This is a genomic window from Sphingomonas sp. (assembly GCF_042095875.1).
Classification (GTDB): domain Bacteria; phylum Pseudomonadota; class Alphaproteobacteria; order Sphingomonadales; family Sphingomonadaceae; genus Sphingomonas.
Genome location: NZ_JBELMJ010000009.1, coordinates 59,324 through 74,624 on the forward strand (window position 1 = coordinate 59,324; position 15,301 = coordinate 74,624).

Annotated in this window: 11 protein-coding genes; 6 read left to right on the forward strand and 5 right to left on the reverse strand. The window is 70.6% G+C overall.

Features of this window, described 5'->3' with window-relative positions; all coding sequences use genetic code 11:
- The first annotated feature begins 2 nt into the window (after positions 1-2).
- Positions 3-1,013 (forward strand): glycosyltransferase family 4 protein, encoded by a 1,011-nt coding sequence (locus tag ACFDS6_RS05355; RefSeq protein WP_375271108.1) that lies wholly within the window; start codon positions 3-5, stop codon positions 1,011-1,013.
- A 4-nt stretch (positions 1,014-1,017) separates the two neighbouring features.
- Here ACFDS6_RS05355 and ACFDS6_RS05360 read toward each other — a convergent pair whose 3' ends face one another.
- Entirely contained in the window at positions 1,018-2,031 is a 1,014-nt protein-coding gene (locus ACFDS6_RS05360; RefSeq protein WP_375271082.1) for an SDR family oxidoreductase, read from the reverse strand.
- Positions 2,032-2,097: 66 nt separating this feature from the next.
- Positions 2,098-4,134 (reverse strand): NAD(+) synthase, encoded by a 2,037-nt coding sequence (locus ACFDS6_RS05365; protein ID WP_375271083.1) that lies wholly within the window; start codon positions 4,132-4,134, stop codon positions 2,098-2,100.
- Between the two features lie 78 nt (positions 4,135-4,212).
- Here ACFDS6_RS05365 and ACFDS6_RS05370 point away from each other — a divergent pair, with 78 nt between their 5' ends.
- Positions 4,213-7,077: a PAS domain S-box protein gene (locus ACFDS6_RS05370; RefSeq protein WP_375271084.1), complete on the forward strand. Its 2,865-nt coding sequence runs from the start codon at positions 4,213-4,215 to the stop codon at positions 7,075-7,077.
- Positions 7,078-7,095: 18 nt separating this feature from the next.
- On the opposite strand, the gene ACFDS6_RS05375 is transcribed toward ACFDS6_RS05370, so the two are convergent.
- From ACFDS6_RS05375 to ACFDS6_RS05385, 3 genes are all read right to left on the reverse strand, one after another.
- A complete protein-coding gene (locus tag ACFDS6_RS05375) occupies positions 7,096-8,712 on the reverse strand; it encodes a choline dehydrogenase (RefSeq protein ID WP_375271085.1) in 1,617 nt (538 codons plus the stop codon).
- A gap of 62 nt (positions 8,713-8,774) precedes the next feature.
- Positions 8,775-9,734, reverse strand: coding sequence for an NADPH:quinone oxidoreductase family protein (locus tag ACFDS6_RS05380; RefSeq protein ID WP_375271086.1), 960 nt, complete (start codon positions 9,732-9,734; stop codon positions 8,775-8,777).
- A 2-nt stretch (positions 9,735-9,736) separates the two neighbouring features.
- Positions 9,737-10,321: a TetR/AcrR family transcriptional regulator gene (locus ACFDS6_RS05385; RefSeq protein ID WP_375271087.1), complete on the reverse strand. Its 585-nt coding sequence runs from the start codon at positions 10,319-10,321 to the stop codon at positions 9,737-9,739.
- Positions 10,322-10,401: 80 nt separating this feature from the next.
- On the opposite strand from ACFDS6_RS05385, the gene ACFDS6_RS05390 reads away from it, so the two are divergent.
- The 4 genes from ACFDS6_RS05390 to recJ all read left to right on the forward strand — a co-directional run bounded on the left by ACFDS6_RS05390 (position 10,402) and on the right by recJ (position 15,289).
- Positions 10,402-11,661, forward strand: coding sequence for an acetyl-CoA C-acetyltransferase (locus ACFDS6_RS05390; RefSeq protein ID WP_375271088.1), 1,260 nt, complete (start codon positions 10,402-10,404; stop codon positions 11,659-11,661).
- 142 nt (positions 11,662-11,803) lie between these two features.
- Positions 11,804-12,745 (forward strand): RcnB family protein, encoded by a 942-nt coding sequence (locus tag ACFDS6_RS05395; protein WP_375271089.1) that lies wholly within the window; start codon positions 11,804-11,806, stop codon positions 12,743-12,745.
- 64 nt (positions 12,746-12,809) lie between these two features.
- A complete protein-coding gene (locus ACFDS6_RS05400; RefSeq protein ID WP_375271090.1) occupies positions 12,810-13,496 on the forward strand; it encodes a 2OG-Fe(II) oxygenase in 687 nt (228 codons plus the stop codon).
- A gap of 47 nt (positions 13,497-13,543) precedes the next feature.
- Positions 13,544-15,289, forward strand: a complete 1,746-nt coding sequence (gene recJ / locus ACFDS6_RS05405; RefSeq protein WP_375271091.1) for a single-stranded-DNA-specific exonuclease RecJ — start codon at positions 13,544-13,546, stop codon at positions 15,287-15,289.
- Positions 15,290-15,301: the final 12 nt, after the last annotated feature.

A 15,301-nucleotide genomic window follows, 5' to 3' on the forward strand; every position in this document is an offset into this window, starting at 1 on the left:
CCATCCGCGTCGCGATGCTAGCGCCGATCGCGTGGCGCACGCCGCCGCGCCACTACGGTCCGTGGGAGCTCGTCACCTCGCTGCTGACCGAGGCGCTGGTCGCGCTCGGCGTCGACGTGACGCTGTTCGCGACGCTCGACAGCGTGACCGCGGCGAAGCTCGACGGCGTCGCGCCCGCCTCCTACAACGAGGACCCGAGCGTCGATGCCAAGGTGTGGGAGTATCGCCACCTCTCGCACGTGTTCGCGCGCGCGGATGAGTTCGACATCATCCACAATCAGGCCGACTTCCCCGCGCACGCCTTCGCGGCCCTGGTGAAGACGCCCGTCGTGACGACGATCCATGGCTTCGGCTCCGACCGCATCCTGCCGATGTACGAGCCGTTCCAGGATCACGTCCATTACGTCGCGATCAGCGACGCCGACCGGCACGTGCGGCTGCGCTACGCCGCGACGATCCACCACGGTATCCCGGTCGGCGACTTCGCGTTCGACGCGGCGGGCAGCGACGACCTGCTGTTCTTCGGCCGCATGCATCCTGACAAGGGCGCGGCGGAGGCGATCGCGGCGGCACGCGCGAGCGGGCGCGCGCTCGACCTCTACGGCATCGTACAGGACCAGGGTTACTTCGACCGCGACGTCGCGCCGCACGTGGACGGCACGGCCGTCCGCTACCACGGCGCGGTCGGCGGCGAGGCGAGGGTGCGGGCGCTGGGGAACGCCCGCGCGCTGCTCCACCTCATCAACTTCGACGAGCCGTTCGGTCTCTCGGTGATCGAGGCGATGGCGTGCGGGACGCCGGTGATCGCGATGCGGCGCGGATCAATGCCCGAACTGATCGAGCACGGCGTCAACGGTTTCCTGGTCGACAGCACGGACGAGGCGATCGACGCGGTCGACCGCGTGGACGCGATCGACCGCGCCGCGTGTCGCCGCACCGTCGTGGAGCGGTTTAGCGTGGAGCGGATGGCCGAGGAGTATCTGGCGCTCTATCGCCGCATCCTCGGCCGCTGACTGCTTACGGGTTGCCCTTGCCGCCGTTCCCGCCGACCGCGGCACCGGTGGTGTAGCTCGACTCGCCCGACGCGAGCAGGACGTAATGCGCCGCCAGCTCGGCGGGCTGGCCCGCGCGGCCGAGCGGCGTGTCCTGGCCGAACTCCTTCATGGTGCCCGGCAACTGCCCGCCCGCGACCTGCAACGGCGTCCAGAACGGGCCCGGCGCTACCATGTTGACGCGAATGCCGCGCTTGGCCAGCTGCTTGCCCAGACCCTTGGTGAAGATCAGGATCGCGCCCTTGGTGGAGGCGTAGTCGAGCAACTCCTCGCCCGGATCGTAGCTGTTGACCGAGCCGGTGTTGATGATCACCGAACCCGGCGGCATCGACGGCACCGCGGCCTTGCTGATGCGGAACATCGCGAAGTAATTGGTCTCGAACGTCCGCACCATCTGCTCGTCGCTGATTTCGAGGATGCTCTCCTTACTCTGCTGGTATGCGGCGTTGTTGACGAGGATATCAAGCCCGCCGAGTTGTTTGATTGCACCCGCCACGATCCTCTCGCAATTGTCGCGGGCTCGGATGTCGGCGGGCAACAGCACCGCCTTGCGACCGGCGGCGCGGATCAGCTGCGCCACCTCCTGCGCGTCGGGTTCCTCGGTCGGGTAATAGTTGATCGCGACGTCCGCGCCCTCGCGCGCGAAGGCGATCGCGGCGGCACGCCCGATGCCGCTGTCGCCGCCCGTCACCAGCGCTCTGCGACCGGTGAGCTTGCCCGAGCCCTTGTACGAGGTCTCGCCGCAGTCGGGGCGCGGCGTCATCTTGCTCTGCAGCGCGGGCCACGGCTGGCGCTGCTCGGGAAAGGGCTCGCTGGTGTATTTGGTCCGCGGGTCCTGCAATCCGGCGGGCGGATTGCCCTGCGCCGGCGTGCCGCCGGTGCCACCCTGCGCATCCGCCGCGCCGCTGCCCAGCACCATGCCAGCCGCCGCGGCCGCGCCGCCCAGCACCGTGCGCCGTGTCGTTCCCGTCTCGTCCATCGCCGTTCTCCGCCGTTTCTGCCGCAACGGGCAGGAGGCGCGGAGGTTCATCGAAGTGCCAGCGCGCTACGGCCCGTTCGCCGCCAGTTCGTCGAGCCACACCTTGGCGGTGCCGTCCGACGGCGCCCGCCAGTCGCCGCGCGGCGACAGCGCGCCGCCCGACGACACCTTCGGCCCGTTCGGGATTGCCGAGCGCTTGAACTGGCTGATCTGGAAGAAGCGGAACAGGAACCGCTCGAGCCACAGCTTGACCGTGTCCAGGTCGTAGGCGGTCTTGGACTCCTCGGGATAGCCGATCGGCCACTGACCCGCGTCCGCGTCGCGCCACGCGTGCCAGGCGAGGAACGCGATCTTGGACGGCGCGAGTCCGTGGCGGATCACGTAATGCGCGAAGAAGTCGTTGAGCGCGTACGGTCCGATCTTCGATTCGGTGCTCTGCAACTGCTCGCCCGGGACCAGTTCGGGCGAGATCTCGGTGCCCAGGATCGCGGCGAGCACGCGGTCGGTTTCCGCGTCATACTGGTCGGTGTCGATCGCCCAGCGGATCAGGAACTGGATCAGCGTCTTGGGCACGCCCGCGTTGACCGCGTAATGGCTCATCTGGTCGCCGACGCCGTAGGTGCACCAGCCGAGCGCGAGCTCGGACAGGTCGCCGGTGCCGACCACCAATCCGCCGCGCTGGTTGGCGATGCGGAACAGGTAATCGGTGCGCAGCCCCGCCTGAACGTTCTCGAACGTCACGTCGTAGACCGGCTCGCCGCGGCCGAACGGGTGACCCATGTCGGCGAGCATCCGCGTCGCAGCGGGGCGAATGTCGATCTCCTCCGCGGTGCACCCCAGCGCGCGCATCAGCGCCCAGGCGTTGCCCTTCGTCCCCTCGCTCGTCGCGAAGCCGGGCATGGTGATCCCGATTATTTCGGAGCGCGGACGGCCGAGCCGATCGAGCGCCTTGGCCGCGACGATCAGCGCGTGGGTCGAATCGAGCCCGCCCGACACGCCAATCACCAGCCGCTCGGCGCCGACCGCCTGCAAGCGTTTGGCGATCCCCTCGACCTGGATGTTGAATGCCTCGAAACAATCCTCGTCGAGCTTGTCGGGCGTGTTGGGTACGAAGGGGAAACGACGGAGTTCGCGGTGCAGGCCGACGTCGGAATAGTCGGGCTGGTGCGCGAACGCGACGCGCCGCGTGCCGTACTCTGGATGATCGAGCGCGCGGGCCGCATCGTTGAAGGTGCCGTTGCGCAACCGTTCCTGGATCAACCGCTCGCAGTCCACGTCGGCGACGAGCAGTTCGGGCGCGCGCGCGAAGCGGCTCGACGAGGCGAGCAGCTCGCCCAGTTCGTGCACGCTGCCCTGGCCGTCCCAGGCGAGGTCGGTGGTGCTCTCCCCCGGACCGGCGGCGGAGTAGACGTAGGCGCAGATCGCGCGCGCCGACTGCGACGCCGACAGCATCATCCGCTCGCGCGACTTGCCGATGACGACGTTCGATGCCGACAGGTTGCAGCACACCAGCGCGCCGGCGAGCGCGCCACCCGTGGAGGGCGGGGTGGGCGCCCAGTAATCCTCGCAGATCTCGGCGTGGAACACGAATTGCGGCAGGTCGTCGGCGGCGAAGATCAGGTCGGTGCCGAACGGCACGCGCTCGCCGCCGATCGAGAGGTCGAGCCCGGTCAACCCCATGCCGCTCGCGAACCAGCGTTTCTCGTAATATTCGCGGTAGTTGGGCAGGAACGTCTTGGGCACCAGGCCCAGCACGCGCCCGCGCGCGATCGCGACCGCGCAATTGTACAGCCGATTGTTCCGCTCGATCGCGGCACCGACCAGCAGGACGGGGCGCAGGTCGATGCTGGCGGCGCGTACCGCCTCGATCGCGGCGAGCGTCGCTGCCTGCATCGCCGCTTGCAAGTGCAGGTCGTCGATCGCGTAGGAGGTGAGGTTCAACTCGGGAAAGACCACCAGATCGACCGCGCGGTCGTGCGCCTCCCGCGCGAGTGCGATCGTCGCGTCGGCATTGGCGGCGGCGTCGCCGACCGTGGCGCGCGGGGTCGCCGCCGCGACGCGCAGCATGCGGTGATGGTGGATCGACCGGAAACGTTCGCTCATGGGGCCGGGTGTTAGGCGCTCGACCCGGCAAATGCCAACTTGCGCGCGTCATGCCCTCCGTTAAATCCTGTCGGCACGATGAACGAGGTTCGCCCACCGACTGCCCTGTTCGCCGGCTCCGACATGGGTGAGCGCATCCGCGCGCACGATTGGCGCCAGTCGCCGGTCGGGCCGATCCATGGCTGGCCGGTCGAGCTGGTCAACGCGGTCGCGCTGCTGCTGCCTGCCGCGGCGGAGATCGTGCTGTTCTGGGGCGAGGATTACGTCGCCTTCTACAACGACGCCTACGCCCCCACGATCGGCGACAAGCATCCGGCCGCGCTCGGTCGCCCGGCGTGCGAGGCGTGGAGCGAGCTGTGGGACGACCTGAGGCCGCTGCTCGACCACGTGCGCACCACCGGCGAGACCTATGCCGCCAAGGATCGGCCCTTTTACATCGAACGCCACGGCTACGGCGAGGAGGTGTTCTTCGACATCTCCTACTCCGCGGTACCCTTGAGCGACGGGCGGGTCGGCGGCGTACTGTGCATCGTGTCGGAGACGACCGAGCGGGTGCGCGCGGCGCGCGCGGTGGCGGAGGATCGCGCGCGGCTGGCCGAGATGTTCGACGCCGCGCCGAGCTTCATGGCAGTGCTGCGCGAGCCCGGGCACCGCTTCGAGCTCGCCAACGCCTCCTACCGCCGCCTGCTCGGTGGTCGCGAGGTCGTCGGTCGCACGCTGGCGGAATCGGTGCCAGAGGCGGTCGAGCAGGGTTTCCTCGACCTGCTCGACACCGTGGTGACGACGGGCACGCCGTTCTTCGGGCAGAACCGGACGTTGCGGCTGGCGGGCGACGATGGGCAGGGAACGAGCGAGCGGCTGCTCGACTTCGTCTATCAACCGATCAAGGACGCCGCGGGCACGGTGACCGGCGTGTTCGTCGAGGGCATCGACGTGACCGAGCGCTACCGCGCCGAAGAGGCACTGGTCGCGAGCCGCGAGTCGCTGGAACTGGCGACCGAGGCGGCAGAGATCGGCACCTGGGACGCCGACGTGCCCGCGCGGCTGCTCAGCTGCTCGACGCGCGCCAAGGCGATCTTCGGCCTGCCGCTCGACCGGCCGGTGACGATCGAGGATTTCTACAACTGCATCCACCCGGACGACCGAAACATGGTGCGCGCCGCGCTGGAGGCGACGACCGATCCGGAGCGCCGCGCGAACTACGACGTCGAGTATCGCATTGTCCGGCCGGGTACGGGGGAGATACGCTGGCTGACGTCCAAGGGCCGCGCGTTCTTCAACGCCGCGAACGAGTGCACCCGCGCGCTCGGCAGCCTGATCGACGTGACGCGGCGCAAGGCGGCGGGCGAGAAGCTGCGCGAGAGCGAGCGGCGCTTCCGTGCGCTTTCAGACAGTCTTCCCGCGCTGGTGTGGATGTCGGACGAGCACGGGCAAACGGTGTTCGCCAACCGTGGGTTCGAGACGATGCTCGGCGTCGCGCCCGAGCGCATGCTGCGCGAGGGCTGGCCCGCCGTCCTGTGCGAGGCGGACCTCGACGCCTTCAACGCCGCGCGACCCGCGTTCCTCGAGCAGCGCAGGTCGCTCGGCCGCGACTTTCTGGTCCGCACCGCCGCGGGCGAGCCGCGTTGGATCCACGCGGAGGTGCGACCGCATCTGGTCGGCGACGTGTTTCTCGGCCACGTCGGCTGCGCGGTCGACGTGACCGACGCGCATCTCGCCGGCGCCGCGCTCGAAGCGCGCATAGCCGAGCGGACGGCCGAGCTACGCGAGCAGATCGGCGAGCGCGAGCGCGTCGAGGAAACGCTGCACCAAATGCAGCGGCTGGAGGCGATCGGCCAGCTGACCTCGGGTGTCGCGCACGATTTCAACAACCTGCTGACCGTCGTGCTCGGCAACGTCGACGTGATCGCGCGAACCGCGCAGCGTGCCGGGCTCGATGAGCGCACGCTGACACGGCTCGATCACGTCCGTACCGCCGCGCAGCGCGGCGCGACGCTGACCGCGCAGTTACTCGCTTTCTCGCGGCGCCAGCATCTGGAAACCCGGACGGTCGACTTGAACTGCCTGGTGTCGGGCATGGGGGCGCTGATGCAGAGCACGCTGGGTCGCGCGATCGCGGTGGAAACGACGCTGGCGGACGGGCTGTGGCCCGCGCTGGTTGACCCGACCCAGACCGAGCTGATCATCCTCAACCTGGCGATCAACGCGCGCGACGCGATGCCGGATGGCGGCACGCTGACGGTCGCGACCGCCAACGTGTCGCGCCAAGCACCCGAGCGTCAGGAGGAACCGCCCGCGGGTGACTACGTCGCCGTGTCGGTATCGGACACCGGCACGGGCATGAGCGACGAGGTGCTGGCGCGCGCGTTCGAGCCGTTCTTCACCACCAAGGAGATCGGCAAGGGATCGGGGCTGGGCCTCGCGCAGGTGTTCGGCTTCGCCAAGCAGTCGGGCGGCGGGGTGCGGATCGACACCGCGCCGGGCCGCGGCACGACGGTCAGCGTGTTCCTGCCGCGCGGCACGGCGGTGACGGCGCCGACGGCCGAGCAGGTCGTCGCGCCCCCCGATGTCGCCGGGCGCACGATCCTGGTGCTCGACGACGAGGACGCGGTGCGCAGCGTCACCGCCGACACGCTGCGCGAGGCGGGCTGCCGCGTGATCGAGGCCGCCGACGGGCAGGGCGCGCTCGATGCGCTGGAACAGCTCGACCACGTCGACGCGGTGGTCGCCGACTTCGCGATGCCGCGCATGAACGGCGCGCAGTTCCGCGTCCTCGCGCAGCGGCAGCGGCCCGGCCTGCCGGTCCTGTTTGTCACCGGTTACGCCGACCTGGACGCGATCCGCGACGTGCCGGACGAGCGCGTGATCCGCAAACCCTTCACGCGCGACGAGCTGGTGTCGCGGCTGCACGCGATCTGCGAGCAACCGCGCCCCGGCCGCTGAGGTCGGCCGGGGCGCCCGCTACGCCGCCAGCGCGGTCTCGCGGCGGCGGATCATGTCGGACGCCTTCTCCGCGATCATGATCGTCGGCGCGTTGGTGTTCGATCCGACCAACGTCGGCATCACCGACGCGTCGATCACACGCAGCTGATCGATCCCGCGCACGCGCAACTCGCCGTCGACCACCGCCATCGGATCTCCGTCCGCGCCCATCTTGCACGTGCCGACCGGATGGTAGATCGTCTCGGCGGTGGCGCGGACCCAGGCGTCGATCTGCTCGTCGCTGCGCACCTGCGCGCCCGGGAAGATCTCGTCGGCGCGGTAGGGATCGAGCGCGTGCTGGCTCGCCACGTCGCGCCCGATGTGCACGCACGCGCGCATGACGCGGCGGTCCTCGTGGGTGGATAGGTAATTGGCGTAGATGATGGGATCGGCGGTGGGGTCGGGCGAGGCGAGGGTGATCCGTCCGCGGCTTTCCGGGCGCAACTGGCACAGATGGAGCGAGAAGCCGTCCTGCTTCACCTGCGTCCGCCCGTGGTCGCGCATGATCGCGAGCACGCCGTGGATCTGGACGTCGGGCCGCTCCAGCCCCTCGCGCGAGCGCAGGAACGCGCCCGATTCAAGGAACTGCTGCCGCCCCAATCCTTGCCCGCGCAGCATGTAGTTGATGCCCGTCTTGAGCATCGAGAGGCCGCGCGTCGCCGAATAGCCGGTGACCAGCCCCTTGGTGGTCCAGTTCATGATGACGTCCAGGTGATCCTGCATGTTGGCGCCGACGCCGGGCAGGTCGTGGACCGGTTTGACGCCCACCTCGCGCAGCGCCGCCGCGTCACCGATGCCCGACAGTTGCAGGATGTGCGGCGACTGCACCGCGCCGGCGGCGAGCAACGCTTCGCCCAGCACCTCGACCCGCGCCTGCTCCCCCCCGCGCAGATACTCGACCGCCACCGCGCGTCCGCGCTCGACCACGATGCGCGAGGTGCGCGCGCCGGTGAAAACGGTCAGGTTGGGGCGGGCGAGCGCCGGGCGCAGATAGGCGGCGGCGGCGGACCAGCGCTGCCCGTCGCTGATCGTCAGGTCGTAGCGGCCGAAGCCTTCCTGTTCGGCGCCGTTGAAATCGTCGGTGACCGGGTAGCCCGCCTGCCGCCCGGCCTCGATCAGCGCGTCGTGGAACGGGCTGTCGCTCTCACCCGCCGAGACGTGTAGCGGACCGTCGTGGCCGTGCAGCCCGTCGCTCGGCCCGCGATGATGCCCCTCCAGCCGGCGGAAATAGGGCAGCACGTCGTCCCACCCCCAGCCGGTCAGCCCCATCTGCCGCCAGTCGTCGTAGTCGCGCTGGTGCCCGCGCATGTAGATCATGCCGTTGATCGCCGACGATCCGCCCAGCCCGCGCCCGCGCGGCCACCACAGCCGGCGATTGTTCAGGTGCGGCTCCGGCTCGGTCCAGAAGCCCCAATTGTGCTTGCCCTTCTCCTTGATCAGGTTGCCGACCCCCGCGGGCATCCGCACCAGCAGCTCCTTGTTCGCGCCGCCCGCCTCCAGCAGGCAGACGCTCGCCGCCGGGTCTTCGCTCAACCGCGCGGCGAGCGTGCAGCCGGCCGAGCCGCCGCCGATGATGACGTAATCGTATCCGGGCATCTGCTTCCTCTCCTTAACCCGCGGCCCGCTCGTTCGGCGGGATCGCGCCTTCTTCAACTAGCTCACGGTACCAGCACCAGCTTACCGACCACCCGGCTGTCGCGCATCGCCCCGAACGCGTCGCGCCACCGGTCGAGCGGCACTTCTCGGTCGACCCGCGGCTTGATCCGGCCCTCCGCCGCCAGCCGCCAGATCGCTTCCACATTCTCGCGGCCGCGCTCGGGAAAGCGCCGGCCGTACTCGCCCGCGCGCGCGCCGATGACCGAGAAGCCCTTGATCAGCGGCATGTTGGTCGACACTTCCGCGATCCGGCCGGAGGTGAAGCCGACCACCATCAACCGACCGCCGAACGCGACGCAGCGCACCGATTCGTCGAACACGTCACCGCCGACGGGATCGACGATCACGTCCGCGCCGCCGCCGGTGATCTCCTTCACCCGCTCGCGAAAGCCCGGCACAGTCAGCGTCGCCTCGACCGCCTGCTCGCGCGCGAGCAGGTCGAGCTTGGCCAGGTCGCGTCCCGTCGCGATCACGCGTGCGCCGAGCGCGCGGGCGAGGTCGACCGTCGCCCAGCCGACACCGCCGGTCGCGCCGTGGACGAGCACCCACTCGCCCGCCTCCAGCCGAGCGAGCCGTACCAGCGCGACATAGGCGGTCAGGTACGTCGCGCCGATGCTGGCCGCCTGCGCGAAGGTCAGTCGCTCGGGCATGCGCCTGACCGCCCCCGCGTCGACCGCGACCAGCTCCGCGAAGCCGCCCAGCCGCGTACCCGCCACGACCGCTTCGCCGGGCGCGAAGCCCTCGCCCAAGACGATTTCGCCCGCGACCTCCATGCCTGGCACGAACGGTGTCGGCGGCTTCAGCTGATACTCGCCGCGCGTCATCAGCAGGTCGGGGTAGTTGAGCGCGGCGGCCCGCACGCGGATCAGCACCTGTCCCGCGCGCGGCTCGGGCGCGGGCAGCTCGGCCAGCGCGGTGCCCGACAAATCGGGCGAGAGCGCGGAGACGACCAGCGCACGCACGGCTAGTCCGGCCTCGCCACCATGATGTCGAGCAGCGAGTCGAACAGCGAGACCATGTCGAGGTGCGGCGCGTATACCTTGCTCAGGCCCAGCGTGATGAGCCCGTAGGCGCGGATCTCCGCCTCATCGCGCGTGAAGCCGACCGCGATCAGGCAGCGCGACAGGAAATCGAGCATCAGCGTGTCGTGCCGCTCGACCGCGGCTCGCGCGCGCGGGTCGCTCTCCGCCCAGGCGCGCATCGCGATCGCCAGCCGCGACGAGCCGCGCCGGCGCACCGTCTGCCCGAGCAGGCGGATGCGCGCGATCGGATCAGGCGTGGCACGCTCCAGCGCGTCGATCAGGTCGCTCACCTGATCCTCGGCGAAGTAGCGCGCGAGTTGCCCCTGATAATCGTCGAAGTCCCGGAAGTGATGGTAGAAGCTGCCGGTCGACACGCGCAGCTCCTCGGCGAGCGGGCGCAGCTTGAGCGCGCGCAGGCCGCCGCGGCGCAGCAGCGACTGCCCCGCCTCCAACCACGCGGCAGGAGTCAGGTCGGACGCGCGCGCGCCCGTGGGCCTGGCTGCCGGACGATCCGCGACGCTTGACATGTCAGCTACCATAACGAAGGTTATGCCGGAAAGACGCGCGGGTAAAGGGCCGTGCGCGGGTGATCGGGAGAGTGGATCGCATGGCCGAGGCTTACATCATCGACGCTGTCCGCACACCGCGCGGCATCGGGAAGCAAGGAAAAGGCGCACTCGCGCACATGCACCCGCAGCACCTCGCCGCGACCGCTTTGAAGGCGATCAAGGACCGCAACGACCTCGACACGGGGCAAGTAGACGACATCATCTGGTCGACCTCGACGCAGCGTGGGCCACAGGGCGGCGACCTGGGCCGCATGGCCGCGCTCGACGCGGGGTACGACGTGAAGGCGTCGGGCACGACGCTCGACCGCTTCTGCGGCGGTGGCATCACCGCGGTGAACTTCGCCGCGGCACAGATCATGAGCGGCATGGAAGACTTGGTCATCGCGGGCGGCACCGAGATGATGAGCCTGACCGCGGCGATGGGGCAGGAGGACATGGACGCGGGCAAGCCGATGCTCGGCATGGGGTCGGGCAACCGGCGGCTCGACCTCAGCCACCCGCAATCGCACCAGGGCGTGTGCGGCGACGCGATCGCGAGCATGGAGGGGATCGACCGCGAAGCGCTCGACGCGCTGGGGCTGGAGTCGCAGCGGCGCGCCAAGGTCGCGATGGACGAGGGGCGCTTCGATCGCTCGGTCGTGCCGGTGACCGACGACGACGGCAACGTGGTGCTGGGTCGCGACGAGTTCCCGCGACCGCAGACGACCGCGGAAGGGCTGGCGGCGCTCAAACCCTCGTTCGCGGCGATGGCGGACATGCCGTACAACGCGGCCGGCGACACGTTCCGCAAGCAGATCAACCGCCGCTATCCCGATCTCGACATCCGGCATTTCCACCACGCCGGCAACTCCTCTGGCGTGGTCGACGGTGCGGCGGCGGTGCTGCTGGCGTCGAAGGACTATGCCGAGGCGCACGGATTGAAGCCGCGCGCGCGGATCGTCGCGATGGCGAACGTCGGCGACGATCCGACGCTGATGCTCAACGCGCCGGTGCCCGCGGCGAAGAAGGTGCTGGCAAAGGCCGGGCTGAGCAAGGACGACATCGACCTGTGGGAGATCAACGAGGCGTTCGCGGTAGTGGCGGAGAAGTTCATCCGCGACCTCGATCTCGACCGCGACACGGTCAACGTCAACGGCGGCTCGATCGCGCTCGGCCACCCGATCGGTGCGACCGGCGCGATCCTGATCGGGACGATCGTCGACGAACTGGAGCGGCAGGAGAAGCGCTACGGCCTCGTCACCATGTGCGCCGCGGGCGGCATGGCACCCGCGATCATCGTGGAGCGCGTCGCCGGCTGAGCCGGGACGCCGTTATCGACCCGGCGCACGCCCAAGCTTTCACCTGGCTGACCGCGCGGTTCAGCAAAGGTTCGCCGCGGACCTTCTACGCCGATACCCCTCAACGGCGCGATCGGCGCGCCGACAGCGTGAGGTGGCAGCGGTGGGTAAGACAAAGTCGTTCATGGCCGGGCTGCTCGCCGCCGTCGCGGGTGTGCTGCCGGGCGTGGCGTTGGCGCAGGAAGGCGGGCTGCGCGACGCGATGCGCGCGCGCATGCAGGCGCGGATCGAGGCGCAGCAGCGCGGCGAGGTGCGCCCGAGCCGCGAGCAGGGCAGTCGCGCCGCCGACAATGGCGCGTGGCAGCGGCGCGAACGACCCGAGCCGCGGGAGCGCGGCGAATGGAACCGCGCCGATCGTCCAACTCGCGGCGATCAGCGCTCCGACCGCGGCGACCGCGGTCCCGACCGCCCGCAGGGTGAGCGCGGTCAGCGACCCGACTGGCGCGGTAACGATGGTCAGGTGCGGCCCGATCGACCCGCGGGCACCGATCGGCCGCGCGCCGACCGCGACGGGCGCCCGCGCGCCGGCCGCGACGAACGTGGCCCCGATAGCGCCCGCCCGGATCGGACCGGAGACCGGCGCCGCTGGGAATGGCGCGGTCGCGACGCGGCATCGTGGCGCTACCAGCGCGCCCGCGACGAGCGGGCGTGGTACGACCGCTCCGACTTCGACGACCGGCGCGACTGGAACTGGCGCTCCGACGACGCGCGGCAGTGGGCGCGCGGCGGTGGCGGGTGGAACCGCGGCTGGCGGCAGGACCGCCGCTACGATTGGGCGGGCTACCGCACCGGCAACCGAGGCGCGTTCCGCCTGCCGCGCTACTACGCGCCGAGCGGCTGGAACAGCGGCTATCGCCGCTTCGCTGTCGGCGCGCGGCTGTCGAGCGTGCTGTTCGCGCAGAGCTACTGGATCGACGATCCGTTCGCCTATCGCCTGCCCGATGCCTACGGACCGTATCGTTGGGTGCGGTACTATAACGACGCGGTCCTGGTCGACGTCGACACGGGCGAGATCGTCGACGTGGTCCACGACCTGTTCTGGTGATCGCGCGGCCGGGCTGATCGCGGACGGGCTTGCCTGGCCCGTCTCGGCTTGCAAGGGTGGACGGATGGCGATCACGAGCGTTCCTCCCGGTTATCCGTCACCCGCGCGCGCCGCGATCGGCGCGCGCGTCGCCGCGCGGCTGGATGCCGATCCGCGGATGACGCGGCTGCCGAGCGAGACGATCCAGGCGTATCGCTGCCTCGACTTCCTCGACGACCAGGCGTGCGATCACCTGATCGCGCTGATCGAGCGGCGGCGTCGGCCATCGACCCTGTTGTCGGACACGGGGCACGGCGCCAACCGCACCAGCGAGAGCTGCGACATGGACCGCAACGCGCCCGACATCCGCGCGATCGACGAGCGAATCGCGGGCGCGCTCGGGCTCGACCCCGCGCACGGCGAGACGATGCAGGGGCAGCGCTACGCGCCGGGCCAGCATTTCCGCACCCACCACGATTACTTCCACGAGGGCGAGAGCTACTGGCCGCAGATGCAGGCGAGCGGCGGGCAGCGCACCTGGACCGCGATGATCTACCTGAACGACGTGGAGGAGGGCGGCGCGACCTGGTTCCCGCAGGGCGGCGTGCGCGCGTCGCCGCGCCGCGGCATGCTGCTGACGTGGAACAACATGGAAGCCGACGGGCGCCCGAACACGCGTACCCTGCACGAGGGCATGCCGGTGGTCGACGGCGTCAAGTACATCGTCACCAAGTGGTTCCGCGAGCATCCCTGGGTCCTGCGGCAGGCGTGAGGATGCGGTCGCGTGACGGCGCGTCGCCGATCGGCTAAGTATCGTTAATGCGGAACGTTCTGGACATCGATCGCTCGATCCTCGGGCAGGCGTGGCGGTGGCGCGCGCTCGCCGACGACCAGCGCTCGGGGTTCGTTCCCGACGATCTCGTCACGCAGATCCTGCTGTCGCGCGGCTGCCCGCGCGAGGCGCTGGACGATCACCGCGCGCCGTCGATCCGCGGCTTCATGCCCGACCCCTCGATCTTCCGCGACATGGACAAGGGCGCCGCGCGGCTGGCCGACGCGGTGGAGCGCGGCGAGGCGGTGGCGATCTTCGGCGACTACGACGTCGACGGCGCGACCTCGTCGGCGCTCCTCGTGCTGCTCCTGCGCGCGCTCGGCCGCGACGCGCGCGTCTACATTCCCGATCGGCTGAAGGAAGGTTACGGCCCCAACGCCGCCGCGATGCACCTACTGGCGGGTGAGGGCGCGACGCTGATCGTCACCGTCGACTGCGGCGCGCAGGCGTTCGAGGCGCTGGCCGACGTGCCCGTCGACGTGCTGGTGGTCGACCATCACAAATGCGCCAGCGACCTGCCGCGCGCGCACGCGGTGGTGAACCCCAACCGGCTTGACGAGACCGACGGCGCTGCGCACGGGCATCTCGCGGCGGTCGGCGTCTGCTTCCTGCTCGCGGCGGCCACGGTGCGGGTGCTGAGGGCGCGCGGTTACTTCGCCGACCGGGCCGAACCCAGGCTGCTCGACCTGCTCGACCTCGTCGCGCTCGGCACCGTCGCCGATGTCGCGCAGCTGCGCGGGCTCAACCGCGCGTTCGTCGCGCAGGGGCTGAAGGTGATGGCGGGGCGCCGCAATCCCGGCATCGCCGCGCTGATCGAGGCGTCGCGGCTGACGCGAGCGCCGACCGCGACCGATCTCGGCTTCGCGCTCGGCCCACGGATCAACGCGGGCGGGCGCGTCGGGCTCGCCGATCTGGGCGTCCGGTTGCTCACCACGCAGGACGCGGGCGAGGCGCGTGCGATCGCGGCCGAGCTCGACCGGTTGAACGAGGAGCGCCGCGCGATCGAGGCGATCGTGCAGGAGGGCGCGGAGACGAGCATCGTGGCCGACCGCGGCGTCGTCGTGGTGGCGGGGCAGGGGTGGCACCCGGGCGTGATCGGCATCGTGGCGGGCCGGTTGAAGGAGAAGCTCGGCCGGCCCGCGATCGTCATCGCGGTGGACGAGCACGGCGTTGGCAAGGGATCGGGCCGCTCGATCACCGGCGTGGACCTCGGCGCCGCGATCCTGGCGGCGAAGGAACACGGGCTGCTCGTCGCCGGTGGCGGCCACGCAATGGCTGCGGGGCTGACCGTCGCCGCCGACCGAATCGACGCGCTCGCCGCCTTCCTCGACGAGCGGCTCGCCGAGGCGGTCGCGCAGGCGACCGCGAACCGCGCGCTGCTGCTCGACACCGTGCTGGCGCCCGGCGGCGTCACGCCCGACCTGGTGCAGGCACTGGAGGCGGGCGGGCCGTACGGCACCGGCTGGCCGTCGCCGCGCGTCGCGGTCGGGCCGGTGCGCACCATCAAGGTCGACGTGGTCGGCAACGGCCACGTCCGCGCGATCGTCGCGGGCGAAGACGGACGCAGCATCAAGGCGATGGCGTTCCGCGCCGCCGACACGCCGCTAGGGCAAGCGCTGCTCGCCGCCGGGCCGACGCGGCGGCTGTGGCTGGCGGGTCGCGCCAAGATCGATGATTGGGGCAGCCGCCCCGCGGCCGAATTGCACCTCGACGACGCCGCCTGGGCGAACTGAGCGAGGGGCGGC

Excerpts from the sequence above, each read along its gene's own strand:
- ACFDS6_RS05360 (WP_375271082.1), bottom strand. The coding sequence starts at position 2,031 with ATGGACGAGACGGGAACGACACGGCGCACGGTGCTGGGCGGCGCGGCC.
- ACFDS6_RS05365 (WP_375271083.1), bottom strand. The coding sequence starts at position 4,134 with ATGAGCGAACGTTTCCGGTCGATCCACCATCACCGCATGCTGCGCGTC.
- ACFDS6_RS05370 (WP_375271084.1), top strand. The coding sequence starts at position 4,213 with ATGAACGAGGTTCGCCCACCGACTGCCCTGTTCGCCGGCTCCGACATG.
- ACFDS6_RS05375 (WP_375271085.1), bottom strand. The coding sequence starts at position 8,712 with ATGCCCGGATACGATTACGTCATCATCGGCGGCGGCTCGGCCGGCTGC.
- ACFDS6_RS05385 (WP_375271087.1), bottom strand. The coding sequence starts at position 10,321 with ATGTCAAGCGTCGCGGATCGTCCGGCAGCCAGGCCCACGGGCGCGCGC.
- ACFDS6_RS05390 (WP_375271088.1), top strand. The coding sequence starts at position 10,402 with ATGGCCGAGGCTTACATCATCGACGCTGTCCGCACACCGCGCGGCATC.
- ACFDS6_RS05400 (WP_375271090.1), top strand. The coding sequence starts at position 12,810 with ATGGCGATCACGAGCGTTCCTCCCGGTTATCCGTCACCCGCGCGCGCC.
- recJ (WP_375271091.1), top strand. The coding sequence starts at position 13,544 with ATGCGGAACGTTCTGGACATCGATCGCTCGATCCTCGGGCAGGCGTGG.